Annotated in this window: 15 protein-coding genes; 11 read left to right on the top strand and 4 right to left on the bottom strand. The window is 69.6% G+C overall.

All coding sequences use genetic code 11. The features are described 5' to 3' along the window. Nucleotides 1-4: 4 nt before the first annotated feature. Complete coding sequence (locus SPHPH_RS0102560) at nucleotides 5-343, bottom strand: phasin family protein (protein ID WP_028965286.1); 339 nt, start codon at nucleotides 341-343, stop codon at nucleotides 5-7. Nucleotides 344-487: 144 nt separating this feature from the next. On the opposite strand from SPHPH_RS0102560, the gene SPHPH_RS0102555 reads away from it, so the two are divergent. From SPHPH_RS0102555 to SPHPH_RS0102540, 4 genes are read left to right on the top strand one after another with little or no spacing between them, the layout of a single operon-like run. Further along, nucleotides 488-1,009: a hypothetical protein gene (locus tag SPHPH_RS0102555; protein WP_028965285.1), complete on the top strand. Its 522-nt coding sequence runs from the start codon at nucleotides 488-490 to the stop codon at nucleotides 1,007-1,009. After that, nucleotides 1,006-1,626 (top strand): peptidylprolyl isomerase, encoded by a 621-nt coding sequence (locus SPHPH_RS0102550; protein ID WP_028965284.1) that lies wholly within the window; start codon nucleotides 1,006-1,008, stop codon nucleotides 1,624-1,626. Before SPHPH_RS0102555 ends, SPHPH_RS0102550 begins: the two co-directional genes overlap by 4 nt. A gap of 52 nt (nucleotides 1,627-1,678) precedes the next feature. Beyond that, nucleotides 1,679-2,911, top strand: coding sequence for a M20 metallopeptidase family protein (locus SPHPH_RS0102545; protein WP_028965283.1), 1,233 nt, complete (start codon nucleotides 1,679-1,681; stop codon nucleotides 2,909-2,911). A gap of 5 nt (nucleotides 2,912-2,916) precedes the next feature. After that, entirely contained in the window at nucleotides 2,917-3,435 is a 519-nt protein-coding gene (locus SPHPH_RS0102540; protein WP_028965282.1) for a biliverdin-producing heme oxygenase, read from the top strand. A gap of 98 nt (nucleotides 3,436-3,533) precedes the next feature. Here the strand turns inward: SPHPH_RS0102540 and SPHPH_RS0102535 are convergent, their stop codons facing one another. Further along, complete coding sequence (locus SPHPH_RS0102535) at nucleotides 3,534-5,666, bottom strand: histidine kinase dimerization/phosphoacceptor domain -containing protein (protein ID WP_051272796.1); 2,133 nt, start codon at nucleotides 5,664-5,666, stop codon at nucleotides 3,534-3,536. Between the two features lie 138 nt (nucleotides 5,667-5,804). On the opposite strand from SPHPH_RS0102535, the gene SPHPH_RS0102530 reads away from it, so the two are divergent. Both SPHPH_RS0102530 and SPHPH_RS0102525 read left to right on the top strand, forming a co-directional pair. Continuing rightward, nucleotides 5,805-6,161 (top strand): PilZ domain-containing protein, encoded by a 357-nt coding sequence (locus SPHPH_RS0102530; protein ID WP_028965280.1) that lies wholly within the window; start codon nucleotides 5,805-5,807, stop codon nucleotides 6,159-6,161. Between the two features lie 56 nt (nucleotides 6,162-6,217). After that, entirely contained in the window at nucleotides 6,218-6,763 is a 546-nt protein-coding gene (locus SPHPH_RS0102525) for a (2Fe-2S)-binding protein (RefSeq protein WP_028965279.1), read from the top strand. A gap of 21 nt (nucleotides 6,764-6,784) precedes the next feature. Here SPHPH_RS0102525 and SPHPH_RS0102520 read toward each other — a convergent pair whose 3' ends face one another. Together SPHPH_RS0102520 and SPHPH_RS0102515 are read right to left on the bottom strand one after the other, a co-directional pair. Continuing rightward, nucleotides 6,785-8,137: a L,D-transpeptidase family protein gene (locus SPHPH_RS0102520; RefSeq protein WP_238302818.1), complete on the bottom strand. Its 1,353-nt coding sequence runs from the start codon at nucleotides 8,135-8,137 to the stop codon at nucleotides 6,785-6,787. A 59-nt stretch (nucleotides 8,138-8,196) separates the two neighbouring features. Continuing rightward, nucleotides 8,197-8,442, bottom strand: coding sequence for a hypothetical protein (locus tag SPHPH_RS0102515; RefSeq protein ID WP_028965277.1), 246 nt, complete (start codon nucleotides 8,440-8,442; stop codon nucleotides 8,197-8,199). 240 nt (nucleotides 8,443-8,682) lie between these two features. Here SPHPH_RS0102515 and SPHPH_RS0102510 point away from each other — a divergent pair, with 240 nt between their 5' ends. The 5 genes from SPHPH_RS0102510 (at nucleotide 8,683) to nagA (ending at nucleotide 13,365) form a co-directional block, all read left to right on the top strand. Beyond that, entirely contained in the window at nucleotides 8,683-8,928 is a 246-nt protein-coding gene (locus tag SPHPH_RS0102510) for a DUF1488 family protein (RefSeq protein ID WP_238302815.1), read from the top strand. Nucleotides 8,929-9,368: 440 nt separating this feature from the next. After that, on the top strand, nucleotides 9,369-10,370 hold the full coding sequence (locus SPHPH_RS0102500; RefSeq protein WP_028965274.1) for a glycosylasparaginase: 1,002 nt from the start codon (nucleotides 9,369-9,371) through the stop codon (nucleotides 10,368-10,370). Further along, nucleotides 10,367-11,119 (top strand): copper homeostasis protein CutC, encoded by a 753-nt coding sequence (locus SPHPH_RS0102495; RefSeq protein WP_028965273.1) that lies wholly within the window; start codon nucleotides 10,367-10,369, stop codon nucleotides 11,117-11,119. Before SPHPH_RS0102500 ends, SPHPH_RS0102495 begins: the two co-directional genes overlap by 4 nt. An 84-nt stretch (nucleotides 11,120-11,203) precedes the next feature. After that, nucleotides 11,204-12,238 carry an SIS domain-containing protein gene (locus SPHPH_RS0102490; protein ID WP_028965272.1) on the top strand — a complete coding sequence of 345 codons (1,035 nt, stop codon included), beginning with the start codon at nucleotides 11,204-11,206 and terminating at the stop codon, nucleotides 12,236-12,238. Further along, nucleotides 12,235-13,365, top strand: coding sequence for an N-acetylglucosamine-6-phosphate deacetylase (nagA, locus tag SPHPH_RS0102485; RefSeq protein ID WP_028965271.1), 1,131 nt, complete (start codon nucleotides 12,235-12,237; stop codon nucleotides 13,363-13,365). The genes SPHPH_RS0102490 and nagA overlap by 4 nt, the downstream gene beginning before the upstream one ends. Nucleotides 13,366-13,372 lie beyond the last annotated feature (7 nt).

The raw sequence follows: 13,372 nt of genomic DNA, 5'->3' as shown, positions 1-13,372 counted from the left end.
GGGATCAGCCGTTCGGGTCATTCCCCCCACCCGGCGCCACCGCTGCACGTCCGAATTGCATGATCAGCTGCCCGATCTCCCGCGCCTGCTCCATCGAACGCTGACCCTGGCTCCGCAGGAAGTCGCTCTGGATCTGCATCACCTGCGACAGATCCTTCGCCTGCGCGGCGGCGCGCATCGCGGCAAACGCTTCCTGCGTGTTGGCCTCGACCTGATCGAGAATCTTGGTGCTGATCGTCTGGCCGCTTTCCATCATATGCTGGCCCGACGCGCGAAGGCGATCGGTCGCCTGCTGCGCTGCGTCGGCTGCCGCGCGGCCCATATCATTGTGTTGATCGGTCATCATCGCTCTCCCTTACCGTGACGTCAGGCTGCACCTTCGCACTGAACCCGGCAAGCCGGTCGTTGGTTGCCGCGAGCGCCGATCGCCGGGCTGGTCGCGGCGCGCCGGGAAGGGTATGGAGCGGCGATACATGGAGCCCCGTGGATGTCGTTCGCCTTGTCCCTGCTGCTCGCGTCAGCGCTATTTTCCGCGCAAGACGTGCCCGCGCCCGAGCCGTCGTGCGCCACCGTGCGCCCGGCGCTGCCGATCGGCTTCGAAAGCTGGAGCACGCGGGTTGCACTGGATGCAGGAGCAGCGACACGCCACGCGCCGGTAATCGCGGTCGGCCGGGCTGCCGAGCTGCGGCTGGTCCCGCTCGACCGGCTCGCCCCCGCCGCCCCGCCGACGCGTGACCTCGGTGCGGGGACCAATGCCGGAATGGCGCTGTTTCAGGTAACGCGGCCCGGCACTTACCGGATCGCACTCGGCGCCCCGGCGTGGATCGAGGTAGTGCGCAGCGGACGTGCCCTGCCCTCCGCCGCGCATAGCCACGGACCAGCGTGCAGCGGTATCCGCAAGATCGTCGATTATCGCCTCGCGCCCGGCCGCTACGTTCTGCAACTGACCGGGGCGGCCGCGAACACGCTGCCGGTGCTGATCGCGCCGGCGCCGCGGGGGGCGGCATGATCGCAGCGCTCGTCGCGCTTGCGCTGGCCGCGCCGCAGGTCGCCCCCGCCACCCCGGCTGCGCCGCCGCCAGTATCAACGCCTCCGACCGCGCCGGTTCCGGCGACGCTGACGCGGGTCGTGCTGACCACCGACGCCGGCCCGGTCACGATCGGCGTCGACACCAGGGCCGCGCCGATTACTGCCGCCAACTTCCTGAAATATGTCGACGGCAAGAAGCTGGACGGCGTCTCCTTCTATCGCGCGGTGAAGGTCGCGGACGGCTACGGCATCGTCCAGTTCGGCACGCGCAACGATGCCAAGCGCACGCTGCCGCCAATCAAGTTCGAGCCGACCACGCAGACCGGGCTCAGCCACACCGACGGCACGATCTCGATGGCGATGGCCGCGCCGAACACCGCGACCGGCGACTTCTTCGTCGTGGTCGGCGACCTTACGTCGATGGATGCCAAGGACGGGCAGCCCGGCTTCGCTGCGTTCGGGCGCGTGCTGGAAGGGATGGACGTGATCCGCAAGATCCTGCTCGCCCCCACCTCGCCGACGCTGGGTGAAGGCGCGATGAAGGGACAGATGCTCGCGCCCGCGATCCGCATCACCGGCGCGCGCCGCGCCCCCTGACGCTTCCGCCGGCATGACGGATCGGTTACAGCTGCGACCAAAGGAGTCCGTCATGACCAGCACGCTCGCCACCCGAACCGACTGGACCGCGATTGGTGCCGCCGAACTGGCCGACGTGATCGCGCTGCGCCGGGCGATCCATGCCGAGCCTGAGGTCGGGCTGCATTGCCCGCTGACCACCGCCAAGGCAAAGGCGGCGCTGGCCGGGCTGCCGCTCGAGATCCACGACAGCACCAGCACCACCGGCTTCGTCGCGATTCTGCGCGGGGGGCGGAGCGGCGGCGCGGGGTCGAACGGGCGCACGGTGCTGCTGCGCGGCGACATGGACGCCCTGCCGATGAGCGAGGAAACCGGACTGCCGTTCGCCTCGACCGTGCCCGGCAAGATGCATGCCTGCGGGCATGACGCGCATACCGCGATGCTTGTCGGCGCGGCGCGGGCGCTGAGCGCTCGCCGCGAGGAAATGGCGGGGACGATCGTCTTCATGTTCCAGCCCGGCGAGGAAGGGCATCACGGCGCGCGGCATATGATCGCCGACGGCTTGCTCGACGTCGCGCGGCCCGAGGCGGCGTTCGCGCTGCACATCCTCCCCAACGCGCCCGCGGGGATGTTCGTGGGCCGCGAGGGCGCGATGCTCGCCTCGACCGACACGGTGCTGGCGACGATCCGCGGCAAGGGCGGCCACGCGGCGATGCCGCACGAGGCGATCGACCCGATCCCGGTCGCCTGCGCGATCGTCACCGCGCTGCAACAGCATGTCGCGCGCCGCGTGCCGGTCGCCGATCCCGCGGTGCTGACGATGACGCAGATCCACGCCGGATCGTCGCACAACATCATCCCCGAGGAAGTGCAGTTGATGGGAACGCTGCGCACGCTGTCGGAGGCGACGCGCACCGCGATGCGCGAGGCGTTCCACCAGATCGCGCAGGGGATCGCCGCCGCGCATGGCTGTGTCGCTGAGACGTCGATCGAAGAGGGCTATCCGGTGACGGTCAACGACGCGCGCGCGACGCGGCTGCTGCGCGAGTTGTCGTCGGAGGTGCCGGGCGGCGCGGGCTGGACCGCGATGCCCGCGCCGATGATGGGCGGCGAGGATTTCAGCTATGTGCTGCGCGAGGTGCCGGGCGCGATGGCGTTCGTCGGGGTCGCGCCGGCCGGCAGCGACTGGCGCACCAACCCGCCGCTCCATAACACGCGGATGACGATCGAGGAAAATGTGCTCGCCACCGGCGTGGCGATGCATTGCGCGGTGGCGGAGCGCTTTCTGGAGCGCGGGCTGGACTGACGACGATGTCCGCGATGACGATGCTGCGCGACGCGACCGGCGCGGCGCATGAGGCGGTGGACGCCGCGTTCGGCAAGCACGATCTGGCGTCGCCGGAGGCGTATCGGCGCTTCCTGCTGGCGCACGGTCGCGCCCTCCCGGCGGCGGAGCGCGTGATGGCGGCGCTGCCGTTCGCGCGGACGCTGCCGACCCGCGCGCCCTTGCTGGCGGCCGATCTCACCGACTTGGGCGTCGCGGCGCCCGATCCCCTGCTCTTCGCGCCGGGCGACGATGAGGCAACCTTGTGGGGCGTGCTGTATGTCGTCGAAGGCTCGCGACTGGGTGGCGCAATGCTCGCGCGACAGGTGCCGCCGGAGATGCCGGGGCGGTATCTCGGGGCGGTGCACGCGTCCGGCCAGTGGCGTGCGATCCGCGCCGCGCTGGACGAAGCTGCAACCAGCGAGGACGGCGACTGGACCGCGCGGATGATCGCGGGCGCGCTGGCGACCTTCACGCTTTATGCCCAAGCGGCGGAAGCGGACTGAGCCATTTATCGTCACCCCGGACTTGATCCGCGGTCCCGCTTCCCAGTGCGGTCGACAAGAAGCGGGGCCCCGGATCAAGTCCGGGGCGACGAAGAGTATCAGGCCGCCTCGATCGGCGCGGTCAGCACCGCGCGAAGGCCGGGTTCGTTGTCGAGATAGTCCATCTGCCCGTCGATGCGCTGAATCACCGCGCGCATCATCCGGCTGCCGAACCCCTCGCCGTCGCCCTGCTTGCCGACGCCCTGATCGGCGACGATCAACCGCAGGCGGTTGCGATACTGCTCCAGCGTGATCTCGATCGGGCCACCGGATTGCTCCGGATAGGCATATTTGGTCGCGTTGATCACCAGCTCGGCAGCGATCAGCCCGATGTTAACCGCGCGATCGGTGGGGATCAGCACCGGCGCGATCGACAAGATCATGTGGCGCGACCATTCGTCACCCAGCGACGCCTTCAAATCCTCGATCAGCTCGCCGAGATAGCGGCTGAGGTCGATCGTCTCGATCTGGTCCTCGCGATAGAGGCGGCGGTGCACCAGCGCGACCGCGGACAGGCGCGAACGGGCCTCGCGCAGCTGGTCGGCGACGACGCCCGGCCCCGCATCGCGCGCCTGGATCGCGAGGAACGACGACACCAGTTGCAGGCTGTTCTGCACGCGATGATCGACCTCGCGCATCAGCAGGTCCTTCTGCGCGAGCAAGGCGTCCTTCTCCGCGCCGGTCCGCTCCAGTTCCTGATTCAACCGGCGCAGTTCGTTCGAGACGCGCGCCTCCCGCAGCAGGCGGCGGAGCCGGTTGGCGCCCTCGATCTGCTCCAGCGTCCAGCGCCGGGCGCGCCCGCGCACCGTTTCGTGCCACGATTCGAACGACGCGCGCGGGTGCAGGGTCGCATTTGGATCGTGCGGGATCGCCTTGTGCGGGTTGCCCGCCCATTCGATCTCCTCGATCTGCTCGACCCGCAGCCATATCAACGTGTGTCGATCGTCGATCCGAAGCGCCAGCACGCCGGTGACTGGCCCGAACGCGGCTGCATCGGGCCAGTCGATCGCCAGCTCGCGGGTTGCGAACACCGGACCGTCCTCGCGCAGCGCCGCGAAGCGCAGCAGGTCGAACACATCCTCATCGGCGGGAGCCACGCCGGTCGAGAGCAACGTATGGTCGCGGACCAGTACGAGGCCGTCGGCATCGAACATCCGGCGCAGCTCGTCGGTCCGCTCGGCCAGCACGCGGAACGGATCGCTTTGCTGGAGCAGCGGGCGCAACGCGTCCTCCTCGCTGCGCAGCGCCAGCCGGACGCGATAGGCCTCGGCCTCTTCCTTGGCGAGTATCTGCCGGGCCAGCGCGCTCGCCATTGCCGCCGCGGCAGCGCGGACGCTGCGCGGCATCAACCGCGGAGTCATGTTGTGACAGGCCACCAGGCCCCACAGCAGCCCGTCCTTGACGATCGAGATCGACGCCGATGCCTGCACCCCCATGTTACGCAGATATTCGACATGCACCGGGGAGACGCTGCGGATCGCGACATCGCTGAGATCGACCTGCTCGAACCCGGCCGGGCGCAGCGGCGCGGGAACATAGGTGACGTCGGGGATCACGCGGGTGCGGTTGCGCACGTACAACGCGCGCGCCTGCCGCGGGATGTCGCTCGCCGGAAAGTGGTGGTGGAGGAATGACGCCAGTGCCGGATCGCGATCCTCGGCGATCACGCAGCCGGCGTCGTCGTCGAGGAAGCGGTAGATCATGACGCGATCGAACCCCGTCAGGGCGCGGAACGCCGCCGCGGCGCGATCGCTCAGCATCCGCAGCGAGCCCGTTCGCTCGAACCCGGCGGTGATCGCGTCGAGCCACCCCAGCGTGGCGGCGACCGTACCCGGCGTCGCCTCGCTCGGCTCCAGTTCGGCGATCAGCCACGGCCCGGCACGATGCAACGCAACGTCGTGCCCCGCGACGGTGGCGCCGAGCACGGTACCCCCCGGCCCCGGCGCCGCCCCGGTCAGGGCTGCGACATCCTGATCAAGCAGCACCGAAAGATCCGCGTCGAGCCAGTCCGGGGTCAGCACGTCCTCGATCGCGCCCGCGCCGGCGACGACGCGCAGCGTACGCGGATCGGCCACCAGCATGATCCCGTGAGGCTGCACCGCCCCCGAAAGGTGGATAGGTTCGTGATCGCACGGCGTGAGTGCACTGGACGGCGAAAGAAGCGCCTCAATCGACGCGGGATGCGGATCCATCCGTCGGCACTATTTCAATGCCGCAGCGGCATGCAACCGTTCTTATGCAGATCAAGGGGTTTAATCAAAATCAGCCCCGCCGTTACGTCCGGACGCGTTAACTGCCTGTTCGCCACGTCCGTGCTATGACGACTCGCAATGTCCGATTCTCCTCCTCGTGAACCGCGCAGCAGCGTGATCCTGTATGCCCGCATCGACCATCGCGAGCGGGCAGTGGAGGCGCGGGTGCGCAATCTGTCGATCACCGGTGCATGCATCGACAATCCGGGCGAATTGACCAAGGGCGATCAGGTCGCCGTGACGATGGGATCGCTGCAGGAGTTGCCCGCCGAAGTGATGTGGACGTCGGCGACGCTGGCCGGGCTGCACTTCACGAAGGGCGCGATCGATCTTGCCGAAGCCCGCAAGCCGCGCGACCGCGGCGCGACCGCGGCGAAGGCGAGCGCAGGATGGATCAACAACATCCACCACGCCTATCGCCGCCGGGACGGGTAACGCCCGATCGCCGCAGGCGGCTTGTTGCGCGCGCCTTGGGCGGATAGTCCCGGGTGATGACCCGCCTGACCGTCAACAACGAGGCCGTTGAGTATCGGATGGCGCCCGACACGCCGCTGTTGTGGGCGCTGCGCGACGCCGCCAACCTGACAGGCACCAAATACGGATGCGGCACCGGGAGTTGCGGTGCGTGCACCGTCGACGTCGACGGCAAGGCGGTGCGATCGTGTCAGGTGCCGCTGCGCGCGGTCGAGGGGACGTTCGTCACGACGATCGAGGGCCTGTCGCGTGAGCGGGCGCATCCGGTGCAGCTTGCGCTGATCGCCGAGAACGTCCCGCAATGCGGCTATTGCATCCCCGGCATCGTCATGGCTGCCGCCGCGCTGCTGAAGCGCGATCCGATGCCGTCCGACGAGGCCATTCGCGCCGGGATCACGAACATCTGCCGCTGCGGCATCTATCCGCGGCTGATCGAGGCGATCCAGCGCGCGGGCCGCGCGATCCGCGGCGACGAACGCCTGCCCGCCGCACCCCGACCGGGGATCGAGCCTGCCGAGGCGGCGCGGCGCGTGCCGGCGCTCGATCCGTCCGGCGGGCGGTGATCCGTCCGCCGACAAACTCGCTCACCCGTCCCGACCGTAGATGTCGTCGCGGAAGCTGAGCCCGCGCGCGCCGCCGGTGGCGGTAAGATAGGTCAGGTACACCGGGGTCGGCGCGGTCAGCGCGACCGCCTGCTCGGGCTTCTTCCCCGGATTGAGCGGCTTTCCCATCAACCAGCGGCCGAGCCGGGCTGCATCCTCCAGCCGGATACAGCCGTTGCTGAAATGCCGGTCCTCCTTCGCCAGCAGCGCGCGATTGGGCGTATCGTGAAGGTAGATGCCTTCGGTATTGGGGAACAGGAACTTTACCTTGCCCATCGAATTGACCGGCCCCGGCAGCTCGCGCAGCCGCAGCTCGCGCTTGCCCGCCGCCACCGCCGGCCAGTCGATCGCGCTGGCCGGAATCGGTCGCGCGCTCGCGGTCCAGTCGCTCAGCGCCTCCATATGGAGCGACGCCAGGGTGCGCCCCGCCAGCACCTTAGCCGCGATGTTCTTGCGCACCAGATAATCGGGGACGTTCCAATAGGGGTTGAGGATCGCCCATTGCAGCGTGCCGACAAGCATCGGCGTCTGCGTCTCGCGCGTGCCGACGACGACGCGCATCGTGCCCTTCGTCGTGCCGGCTTCGTAATACCACAGCCGCCCCGAGGAGGCGTCGACCTCGACGTGCCGCGTCCACGGCCCCGGCAGGATGCGGGCGCGATCCAGGTTGCGCCGCAGCCGCGTCAGCGCCGCGGGAGCGATCCCGGCCGCGCGCGCCTGTGCGGACAGCTGGCGAAGCTCGACATAGCGCGGGCTCATCCAGCCCATGTCCTTGACATAAGCGGCGAAGGATTTCGGAAAGGTCGCCGCGCGCAGCACCGCCTCCGGCTTGGGGCGTTTCGGCTTGAGCGCGGGATCGGCCCATTTCATCCCGACGTCGCGCGGCTTGCGCTGGTCGCGGACGAACTGGACGAAGGTGTCGGAGAGGGCCAGCTCCGCCGCCGCCACCCGCACCGGATCGCCGCCACGCGCCGCATCGATGCGCACGCGCAGCTTTTCGACATCGTAGGATGACCTGTTGAGGTTATCGAGATCGGCATCGCGCAGATAGCCGATCAGCGTCTCCGCCGCGGGACCGATCCGCCCGCCATTCGCCCAGAGTGGCGCGTCGTTGCGCTGCGCATAGACGCGCGCCATCCAGCCGCCCGCAGCGGCGCGGATCGCGGCGGCGACAGCGCGGTCGCGCGCCTGATCGGCGACCCAACTGACGCTTCTGGCTCTCGCGGCCTTGGCCTTCTGGCTGCCGGCCTTCGGCTTGGCTTTGGCCGCGGATGCCTTTGCGGTACGCGACACGGCTGCGGCCGCCGGCGCCAGTGGCGCGGCGACCGTCAGCACGATGGCGGCGATCCCGACCAGGGGAGAGCGGCACCGCCACTCTCCCGACAGGCGGGTGATCAGCCCCGTTCCCCGCGACGCGTCGGCGCGGGCGGCGGCGGCGGCGGGGCCGGCGGCGCGTAGGGATGATAGATGCCGTCGGACGTATAATATCCGTCGACGATCCCGTCGCCGTCGCGATCCGCGGCATGGCTGCCGGCGACCGCACCCGGCGGCGGGGGCGGCGGAGCCGGCGGCGCCTTCTTGGCGCAGGCCCCCAGCATCAACATGCCGCACGCAGCGAGCATGATCGAACGATGACGCATGAACTATCTCCCTTTGGCATCAGCGACCTATGGTCGACGTACCGTTCTCCCTTGTGCGCCTATCGCTGATCGATCGCCGCGTCGCCGACCATCCGTGCTGCGACCGGACGTGCGCGCCGCGCGCCAGTATGGTTAACATGATCGGACGATGCGGACGGAACATCGCCGCCTCTTCCGTTTTGTCGCTGCTGACGAAAGCGAAAGGACGAATGAATGGCGATCGACCGGCTTGAGATCGACATGGGCACGCTGCTCGACAACATCGACGAGCGGCAGGTGGAATTCAGCGCCGAGGCCGACGGCGACGAGTATGAGTTTGCCGTTCAATATGATGTGCTGGAAGCGTTGAGCGGCGATGCGCCCGACGGCGACGCGATCGACATGTTCAATCGCTTCTCCGACACGATTGTCGACGCGGCGCTTTCGGCGCTGGCGCGCAACGCCGATGCACAGCCGATCATCGTCAGCGAAAGTGATCTGGAATAAGCGCCTTCCGCAATAATGAGGCGGCGCTGAGTTAATAGTTGCAGTGATGGCGGCTTGCGTCCACTCTCCCACGCACAAAATGAAAAGCCGCCAATGACGCGGCAGGGAGAGGATGATGGACGTACCAAGCATTATGGTGATCGCTGTCGGCGCCGTCGGCGCTTTGGGCACGCTGGCGATGGTCGTGGTTCTCGCCCGTCGCGCGCCCCAAAGATAGGAACTGCCGTCGCCCGTCATCGCGGGCGCTGCCCGATGACGAAGCGAGAAGTGCAGGAGGCCGCGGGACGAACCCGCGGCCTTTTTGCTGTTCGGGTGTCGCAGGACGACCTCGTCCAGGTCGATACCGGGATAGACCCACGCGCAAGACCAATGCAGCTTGTCGTTGCGACCGCCGGCCGGACGTGCATGGTGGGCGACGAACAAGGCGAGGGGCGTGGCGGATGACGGACAGGCGATCGGTGATGGCCGGAATGGCGGCGCTGGGGGCGACGGCACCGGCAACGGCGGCGCGCGGGGGCGGCGCGATGATCGTCTCGACGTGGGATTTCGGTGCGGCGGCGAACGACGTGGCGTTCGCGGCAATGAAGGCGGGCGGCTCGCTGCTCGACGCGGTCGAGGCGGGTGCGAAGGTGCCGGAGGCCGATCCGAACAACCATTCGGTCGGCTATAGCGGCTATCCCGACCGCGACGGGCACGTCACGCTCGACGCGGTCATCATGGACGATGCCGGTGCGGTCGGCGCGGTCGCCGCGCTGGAGAACACCACCCACGCGATCTCGGTCGCGCGTCGCGTCATGGAGAAGACGCCGCACACCCTGCTGGTCGGCGAAGGCGCGACACGCTTCGCCCGCGACCAGGGCTTTCCGCAGGAGAATTTGCTGACCCCCGAGGCCGAACAGGCGTGGCGCGATTGGCTGAAGACCGCCAAATACCAGCCGGTCGCCAATAGTGAGACCGGCACGTACGGCACACAGCGGCATGTGCCCCCGGGCGGCGCGCTCGATCACGACACGATCGGCCTGCTCGCGCGCGATGCGGGCGGGCGGATGGCAGGCGCGTGCACGACCTCTGGCATGGCCTTCAAGATGCGCGGGCGGGTCGGCGATTCGCCGCAGGTCGGCGCTGGGCTGTACGTCGAACGCGGTGTCGGCGGCGCGACCTCGACCGGGGTCGGCGAGGAAGTCACGCGCGTTTCGGGCAGCGCGCGCGTCGTCGCGTCGCTGCGCGCCGGCCTGTCGCCGCAGCGGGCGTGCGAGGAAGTGGTCCGTCACATCGCCAAACTCCGCGGCGACGCGATCAAGGGCGTACAGGTCGGCTTCCTCGCGCTCGATCCGCGCGGCAACGTCGGGGCGTTCTGCCTGCTGCCCGGCTTCACCTATGCCGTCACCGACACCGCCGGGCGCACCGTCGTCAACAAGGCGCCGTCGCTGTTCGCGGCATGACGCGCCGGCTGCTCGAGGTCTGCGTCGAGGATGCGCGCGGCATCGCCGCGGCGGTTGCCGGCGGCGCGGACCGGATCGAATTGTGCGCGGCGCTCGACGTCGGCGGGCTCACCCCGCCCGCCTCGCTGGTGCGTGCGGCGGCGCAGGCGCCCCTGCCCGTCCACCTGCTCGCACGTCCCCGCGCCGGCGGGTTCGTCCATGACGCCGCCGAGCGCGCGCTGGTCGCCGACGACATTCGCACCGCCGCCGAAGCGGGGCTGGCCGGAGTCGTCATCGGCGCGAGCGTGCGCGACCATCGCCTCGACACCGAGACGCTGGCCGCGTGGATCGCGCACGCACGCGATCTCGGCGCGACGCGTGGTCGCCCGCTCGCGCTGACGCTGCACCGCGCCTTCGATCTCGCACCCGGCCTGCCCGCCGCGTTGGAGGAAGCGATCGCGCTGGGCTTCGATCGCATCCTCACTTCGGGCGGAACGCCGCAAGCGGTCGACGCGGTGCCGATGCTGGCGACACTCGTCGAGCGCGCCGCAGGCCGGATCGTGATCCTCGCGGGCAGCGGCGTGTCGGCGGCGACCTTGCCCGCGCTCCTCACCACCGGGGTGACGGAAGTGCACGCGTCGTGCCGCGCCGCGCTTCCCGAGCAGGACGCGACACTCACACACTTCGGCTTCAGCCCGCCGATCGCGAAAGCCACCGATGTGGAGACGGTTGCCACGCTCGCCGGCATGCTTCGCGCGGCAGAGACTTGAACAATACCAATGTATGACTTAATTCCGTCCCAACAGGGGGGCGGCACACCGGGTCCGCGCCGTTCGCGAGGGAAGCGCCACCACATGCCCGACGCCGATAAGACGTTGATGTTCGCCGAGGCGGCCGAATCCGCCGCCGCGGTGGCGCGCACGCTCGCCACCAACCGCGATACCCTGCGCGATCTGGCGCGGGACCTGCGCGCGACGCCGCCGGCCGTCGTCGTCACCTGCGCGCGCGGCTCGTCGGATCACGCCGCGACCTATGGCAAATATCTGATCGAGACGTTCGTCGGCGTGCCGGTCGCCTCCGCCGCGCCATCGGTGGCCTCGGTCTACGAATCGGCCGTGAAGACCCCGGCGGCACCCTTGTGCATCGCGATCTCGCAGAGCGGACGCAGCCCCGACCTGCTCGCCACCGTCGCCGCGCAAAAGGCGGCGGGCGCGCGGATCGTCGCGCTGGTCAACGACGCCAGCTCGCCGCTCGCCGAAGCCGCCGACACGGTCGTGCCGCTGATGGCCGGGCCGGAGAAGTCGGTTGCGGCGACCAAATCCTATATTACGGCGCTCGCCGCGCTGGCGCTGCTGGTCGCCGAATGGTCGGGCGATGAGCGACTGCGTGCTGCGGTCGATACGCTCCCCGATCGACTCGACACCGCCTGGGCGCTCGACTGGAGCGAGGTGGTCGATCTGCTGGTCGACGCCAACAATCTGTTCGTGATCGGGCGCGGGCTCGGCTTCGGCATCGCGCAGGAAGCCGCGCTCAAGCTGAAGGAAACCTGCGCGCTCCATGCCGAGGCGTTCAGCGCCGCCGAGGTCCGCCACGGGCCGATGGCGATCGTGGGCGAAGGCTTCCCGCTGCTCGCCTTCGCCACCTCCGATATCGCCGGAGACGGCGTGCGCGAGGCGGCGGCCGAGTTCGCGGCGCGCGGCGCGCGGGTCGCGCTCGCCGATGCGCGCGCCGACGGCGCCAGCCATCCGCCCGCGCTCGCCGACCATCCCGCGATCGAGCCGATCCTGACGATCCAGAGCTTCTATCGCATGGCCAACAATCTGTCCGTCGCGCGCGGGCTCGACCCGGACGCGCCCCGCCATCTGAGCAAGGTCACCCGCACGCTATGACGCGGCACAGTTTCACCAACGGCCATATCGTCACACCCGGCGGCACCTTGTCCGCCGCGACGATCACGGTCGAAAACCAGATCATCACCGCGATCGACGCCGACGCCGATGCCGGCGCGACCGATCTCGACGGTGGCTGGGTGATGCCCGGCTTCATCGATACGCAGGTCAATGGCGGCGGCGGGGTGCTGTTCAACGACACGCCGACGGTCGAGGGGCTGGCGGCGATCGCGCTGGCGCACGCGCGCTACGGCACCACCGCGACGATGCCGACGCTGATCAGCGACACGCCCGATGCGATCGCGCGCGGGCTCGACGCGGTCGATGCCGCGATCGAGGCCGGCGTGCCCGGCGTGATCGGCATCCATGTCGAGGGGCCGGTCATCAACGTCGCGCGCAAGGGCATCCACGACCCGGCGCGATTCCGCGCGCTCGATGACGCCATGCTCGCGCTGCTGACCGCGCCGCGGCGCGGGCGGGTGATGGTGACGCTCGCGCCCGAGCGGGTGTCGACCGAACAGATCGCGACGCTGGTCGCGGCGGGCGTGCGCGTCTGCCTCGGCCATACCGACGCCGATTACGCGACCGCCACCGCCGCCTTCGCGGCGGGCGCGAGCGGGGTGACGCATCTCTACAACGCGATGTCGCCGCTGGCGCATCGCGCGCCTGGCGTGGTCGGCGCGGCGCTCGACAATGACAGCGCCTGGTGCGGGATCATCGTCGACGGCTTCCATGTCGACGATGCTGCGCTTCGGATCGCGCTTCGCGCGCGCCCGGCCGACCGCTTCATGCTGGTGACCGATGCGATGCCGTGCGTCGGCGCGCAGACCAAGGACTTCGTGCTGCAGGGCAAGCCGATCCATGTCGAGGGCGGACGCTGCGTCGGTGCCGACGGGACGCTCGCCGGATCGGACCTCGACATGGCAGGCGCGGTGCGCGGCGCGGTGACGCGGCTTGGGCTGAGCCCGGAAGCGGCGGCGGGGCTGGCGGCGACCAGCCCGGCGGCGTTCCTCGGCCTCTCCGACGAACGCGGCACTCTCGCGGTCGGGCAGCGCGCCGACTGGGCGATCCTGACCCGCGACCTGTACCCCGCCAGCACCTGGATCGGCGCGCAGCCGGTCGCCTGACCCCGAT

It is taken from the genome of Sphingomonas phyllosphaerae FA2 (genome assembly GCF_000427645.1).
In the GTDB taxonomy this organism is placed as follows: domain Bacteria; phylum Pseudomonadota; class Alphaproteobacteria; order Sphingomonadales; family Sphingomonadaceae; genus Sphingomonas; species Sphingomonas phyllosphaerae.
The sequence above is the reverse complement of the archived record's forward strand: the minus strand, read 5'-3'. Positions and strand labels throughout refer to the sequence as shown.